5 protein-coding genes are annotated in these 5,478 nt (G+C 49.8%); 3 read left to right on the top strand and 2 right to left on the bottom strand.

The annotated features are described in order from the left end of the window. Nucleotides 1–352 precede the first annotated feature (352 nt). Together AC5JMP_RS07835 and AC5JMP_RS07830 are read right to left on the bottom strand one after the other, a co-directional pair. Nucleotides 353–586, bottom strand: a complete 234-nt coding sequence (locus AC5JMP_RS07835; RefSeq protein WP_495850891.1) for a hypothetical protein — start codon at nucleotides 584–586, stop codon at nucleotides 353–355. A gap of 510 nt (nucleotides 587–1,096) precedes the next feature. Further along, nucleotides 1,097–1,477 (bottom strand): VOC family protein, encoded by a 381-nt coding sequence (locus AC5JMP_RS07830; RefSeq protein WP_495850890.1) that lies wholly within the window; start codon nucleotides 1,475–1,477, stop codon nucleotides 1,097–1,099. Between the two features lie 205 nt (nucleotides 1,478–1,682). Between AC5JMP_RS07830 and AC5JMP_RS07825 the strand changes: the two genes are divergently transcribed. The 3 genes from AC5JMP_RS07825 to AC5JMP_RS07815 all read left to right on the top strand — a co-directional run bounded on the left by AC5JMP_RS07825 (nucleotide 1,683) and on the right by AC5JMP_RS07815 (nucleotide 5,187). Continuing rightward, complete coding sequence (locus AC5JMP_RS07825; protein ID WP_495850889.1) at nucleotides 1,683–2,063, top strand: DUF4174 domain-containing protein; 381 nt, start codon at nucleotides 1,683–1,685, stop codon at nucleotides 2,061–2,063. A 149-nt stretch (nucleotides 2,064–2,212) separates the two neighbouring features. After that, nucleotides 2,213–3,727 carry an alpha/beta fold hydrolase gene (locus tag AC5JMP_RS07820; protein ID WP_495850888.1) on the top strand — a complete coding sequence of 505 codons (1,515 nt, stop codon included), beginning with the start codon at nucleotides 2,213–2,215 and terminating at the stop codon, nucleotides 3,725–3,727. A gap of 578 nt (nucleotides 3,728–4,305) precedes the next feature. After that, complete coding sequence (locus AC5JMP_RS07815; RefSeq protein ID WP_495850887.1) at nucleotides 4,306–5,187, top strand: bile acid:sodium symporter family protein; 882 nt, start codon at nucleotides 4,306–4,308, stop codon at nucleotides 5,185–5,187. Nucleotides 5,188–5,478: the final 291 nt, after the last annotated feature.

Here is a 5,478-nt window from a genome sequence, read left to right as displayed (position 1 = left end):
GGCTAATGGTGAAGAGGCTTGCAGCATCTTCTTAAGATCTCAAATGGGTTCTATATGGACTACTAGGTGGTAATGCAGAAACGAGACTACCAAGATTACTGGGTAAATCAACAACAGCGATCGCTGCCTCATCTCCAAACAACTCCTGCATAGTATCTTTTTTATTTGGATACTGCATTCGCCCATGAAATCGAGCACAAAGGCTGTAGAGCAGTTCGTCTGGGTAAGGAGCAGGAAAACATCCAAGCATGTTTGCTTATAAGTAGTTTAATGTCTGTCTACAGATCAAGTTCAGCAGAAACTATTAGAAGTAGTTAGCAGTTGTGATTCCTGCCAACTCATGACGAGCTACTTAGCGGTCGTCGTTAGATAAGCTACGCTTCAAATCTTCTTTCTTCTGCATCCACAGGGCGATCGCCTCTTTGAGAGCCTCACTTTGGCTCAGTTCTTCTGAGGTGCAGAGAACCTTGAATCGCAGTGCAAGCTCTTTGGGCACATAGCCGCTTACTTGAGCGTAATTGGGGTCGTCACGCTTCGTTACCAAGTCGCTTAAGTGGGGTTCACGTAAATTTCCTGAATTCATCATCTCATGAAGGTATGAAATCCTTTAACTAGCATTATTTCATGAAGTAATTACTTCATGAAATAATGCTAGCATTTTCGTGACTGTAAATGTTTTTCCTGCTAGTCATGAATCCGGATGCTTCAGCCTCTCACCCATTCTTCGGGGACAAAAACTCTCACCCTTCAGTCTTCTCTAGTCGTAAGGGGGCAAACTTGCTTTTTGGGCAAAACGCTGAGCCATGGTTATTTGTGGACAGGGCGGCAAAAAGTTTCAACATTCTTCCAATTTCAGAATTAACAGGGCTAAAACCCTTAAAATCTCGTTCGATATTTCTGAGATAGCGAACCCCAAACAACTTTTTGCGGCCCCGTCAAATTCTGATTAAAACTCGTTATGGGTGAGGGCAGAAATCAAATCTAGGCAACTAGGGAGCTTGTCTCCTTTACCAAGCGAATTCTGAACCTCTCTAGTGATGCGTACTATCTGCTGTCGGGAACGATCGTCAGTTGATCCCGACAGCGGCTCTTAGATTTACACGGTGGCTCTCAATGCATGTAAGCCCACCTGATTTCCTTCGGTATCGAGCACAATGCCAATGAACCCAGGATCGCCGATATCCGTTTTCGGCACTAAGACTTTGCCCCCCTGAGACTCAACCCGCTCCAATGCTTGCTCTAGGTGAGGAACATCTCCTAGATTCAGATAGATTAGGGTGCCTGAAGTGGAAGGTGTAAGTCTTTGGCTCTGGACAATGGCTCCACCTGCGCCCGTTTCGCTAGCCGGAAAGAACGCCTGCGGCTCTCCCATAAATTCTCCTTTTTTGATCTCCACCCCCAATAGAGCGCTGTAAAAACTGACGGCGCGATCGAAGTCAGTCGCCGGGATTTCAAACCAATTAATTGCATTTTGCATACTCATCTCCAGAATAAAGTGACTTGAAGTATAGTACATCAGTTCTGTTTAGAGGCAAGGTGTTCTAGCCATCAGGGTGAGAAATGCGATCGCTCAGTTTTGAACTTCTAAGCTTGTAAGCACTCAAGCAGACTGGGCTTTGCAGCGACTCGGCACCAGGCGCAATCATTCTATTTGGCTGCGCTCCACTCCCCAAGTCAGTCTTATGAGCCATGATTCTTTGAATACCTCAGTATCAATTGCCGCATCTGTAACCAGCAGCACGGCAACTTCTACTCAGCCAGAAATGACTTTCAACCTGAGTGATGAGCAGTGGCAGCATCGAATTTTGCTCGTTTTTGCCCCATCTGAGCCATCTCCGCTCTATCAGCAACAGCAGCAGGCATGGCAATCTCGCAGCGAGGGCATGCAAGAACGCGACCTTAAACTCGTAGAAGTGTTGGCAGCTGGAGCCAGTCGAGTGGATGAACAGCCCATGTCGGCTGCCTCCGCCGATCGCTTAAGGGATCAGTTTGGCGTTGCTCCACAAGACTTTGCCGTAATTTTAGTGGGCAAAGATGGGACTGAAAAGCAGCGATTTTCTTAGCCAGTTGACCTGAGCGATATTTTCAGCACGATTGACGCAATGCCCATGCGTCAACAAGAGATGCTATGAGCGTCTACGGTTGCTCCGTCTCCTGCTCGATGCTGAAATGCGAACTGGAATCAAGCCCCCGATTCGTCTAGATTAAAGATATGACACAGCCAAAACTGCGATCATCAGAAGAGGAGACATTGAATCAATTGAGCTGGAAGCAGTGGAAACTGAACCGTCAACGTCTGGTGCTGTTGGGGATAGCGCTCGGGCTGATTGCACTCTCATGGGTTGGGATTGCTGTGGCACGATCGGGATTGACGGTGCGTTCTCTAGAACAGGGTCGTGTGCCGCTGCTGTATCTTGCCCCCGAAGCAGCAAAGTCTGTACCGGGCGTGCTGGTGGCGCATGGCTTTGCAGGGTCTAAACAGTTGATGCTGGGCTATGGTCATGCCCTGGCAAAGGCAGGATACGCCGTCATGTTGTGGGATTCGGATGGACATGGAGCAAACCCTACGCCGCTGAAGCAATACGACTCTCAAGCCAGTCTTGAGATAGCTCAACAAGCATTGCTGCAACAACCTGAAGTAGATTCCACTCGTCTGGCGCTCCTGGGTCACTCCATGGGAAGTGGGTTTGTGATGGAGGCTGGAATTCGTCATCCAGAACGCTTTGCTGCAACGATCGCCATCTCTCCCACTGGGGCAAGTGTTACACCCCAACTGCCGCGCAATCTTCAGCTGCAAGCAGGCAGCGGCGAAGGCGGGTTTGTGGAGAATGCCCGACGTTTACTGGAGCAGGCGGGCGGTACAACGGCTAATTTTGCACAGGGTAAAGGGCGAGAACTGGTGGTAGTGCCGAATGTCGAGCACATCACTATTTTGTTTAGCGATGTCAGTCATCAGGCGGCAGTGCGCTGGCTCAATAGGACATTTGGGCGCTCCTCTCAAAGTCGTTATGTCGATCGTCGCATGGGTTGGTATGGCTTACACCTGTTGGGCTGGCTGCTGGGATTAGCGGCAGTTGCTCCCGTGTTGGCAACACCGATGGGGATAACAAAAGGTGCAGCTTGGCGACGCTGGGTGGGGTTGGTTGTGGCTCCGATCGCGGCTGTTGTAGGAGTCACGTTACTGAGTCAGCGAGTCTTGCTGGAAAACTTGGGCGGCGTGCAGGTGGGTGGGGCAGTCGGAGTCTGGTTTCTGTTGGCTGGAATGACTTGGCTGAGTGTAATTGCCGCTGTGCCGCGTCCGACGCTGCGATCGCTCAGTTTAGGTATCGGGCTGTTTGGACTGCTGTGGATTGCCTTTGGCGCAATGGCGCAGGTCGTCTGGTTGCAATGGTGGCTGATTCCGATGCGGTTGCGGTTATGGTTGCCGTTAGCGATCGCCTGCTTCCCTTGGTTTCTGGCAGCAGGTATCGTGCAGCAGAATATTGGGGTGGGCAAACGAGTGCTATGGTGGCTGGCACAGAGCGGAGTCATGATCCTGGGCTTTGGGGTGACGCTGTATTTCTTGCCATCGCTGGGCTTTATGGTTCTACTGCTGCCCTTATTTCCACCGTTGATCGGCATTCTAGCGCTGGTGGCAGGTTGGGTAAATTCGGCGTGGGCGTATGCGATCGGCTCTGCTCTGTTTTTTGGGTGGTTATTGGCGGCAGGCTTTCCACTTTCAGCCTGATTTTGAGACAAGGCTTGCGGCTCAGGATTGATCTCTGGGCCAAATGGCAGTAAATGAACTATGCGGACTCTGGCTTGTAGAGGTTTGGGATCGACGCGATTGCGCGAAATTGGGGTCACTACCTCTGGATTGACACAACACTAATAAGAATCCCGCCCTGTGGACTCAAGCAGATGTCGATACCGCTCATGACGCGAAAAAATGGAAGCGACAGGTAGAGATTATTAATCTATTTGGAGTCTTGCAGAAACTCATTGACATTCCATCTGATTCTGCAATATGTTTTTGCAACGCTGAAAGGCTTATTGGACGATCGAAGCCTATCAATGCGTAAACGAACGTTTGCGCAAGGAATCTATAAAGCCATTTACTCCTCAACGCTGCCCATCACCCGCTGTAGATAACCTTTGCATCATAGCCAACCAATTCTCGACGGTCGGCGTGCATGGGCGTTAGGCAGTGCTTTTGTGAGATTAAGACTTACTGGTGATAGCTGTAAAGATTAAGGTAAAATAGGGGCTATTTTGTTTTTGGTCTGAACAGATTAAATCCTCTCCTGTTGTCGATCTCTAGCACTTATGCAGAGCAACTTATTCACCTCTGTTTTACTACCGCTGGCTCTAGCAATTGTCATGCTAGGTATGGGACTGAGTTTGGTTCCAGAAGACTTTAAGCGAATCACTCGCTACCCCAAGGCGGTTGCAGTGGGCACGGTCTGCCAGGTATTGCTGCTGCCGCTGATTGGGACACTGATTACACTGGTAGTTCCTATGCAACCGGAGATCGCTGTGGGTCTGATTGTTTTGGCAGTCTGCCCTGGTGGTCCTTCCTCTAATCTCATTACCTATCTGGCAAAGGGTGATGTTGCTCTATCGGTGACGCTCACGGCAGTCAGCAGCATTGTCACCGTGTTTACGATTCCCCTTTTTACAAATCTGGCGCTCCAGTATTTCCTAATGGAAAGTGCGGGGATCACCCTGTCGATTGGCTCTACCATGCTGCAAATCTTCCTGATCACGCTGCTGCCTATAGCGATCGGGATGGCAATTCGTCACCAGTTTCCTGACACAGCGCGTCGCTTAGAAAAGCAAATGAACCGCCTTGCCGTAGGACTATTAGCACTGATTATTGTGCTGTTACTAATAAGGGAAGGCAGTAAGCTCCCAGGCTTCCTGGTGCAGGTGGGAATCGGCGTAGTGCTGCTCAACCTACTGGCAACGCTAGTAGGATTTCTTGCTGGAAAGCTGTTTCGGCTGCCCTTAGCTCAACAGATCTGTATTGCTATTGAAGTGGGCATTCAAAATGGAACGTTGGCGATCGCCATCACTGCTGGTCTACTCAATAACCCCGACATGGCAGTGCCCGCTGCCGTTTATAGCTTGTTGATGTATGTTACTGGCTTCGGAGCTATCCTCTATGGCAGACAAGCGATCAGTAGCGCGTCTAGCTTGAAGTGTTGAACTGCTGTCCTAGTTGAAAAACAGTCTCTAAATATTCCTGATAAGCACAAATTTTGTTGTCCCTCGCGTACATAGCCTATCGGCTTTAGCCTAAGCACAGGGCGAGTCGCTTAAAACCATTGTTATAAGTATTCAGACTATCGGCCATACTGCGGAAGATGCCTAACGGCAAAAGTGAGCGGCAGCAGATAGGGCTGAAACGAAGCGCAAAACTTGTATACGTCCGCTCCACTGTGTTGTGTACGCCCAGCATGGGCGTGAACTAATGGGGTGAAAGTCCCCTGGAGGAGA

The sequence above is a fragment of the Drouetiella sp. genome (assembly GCF_059504425.1).
The sequence above is the reverse complement of the archived record's forward strand: the minus strand, read 5'-3'. Positions and strand labels throughout refer to the sequence as shown.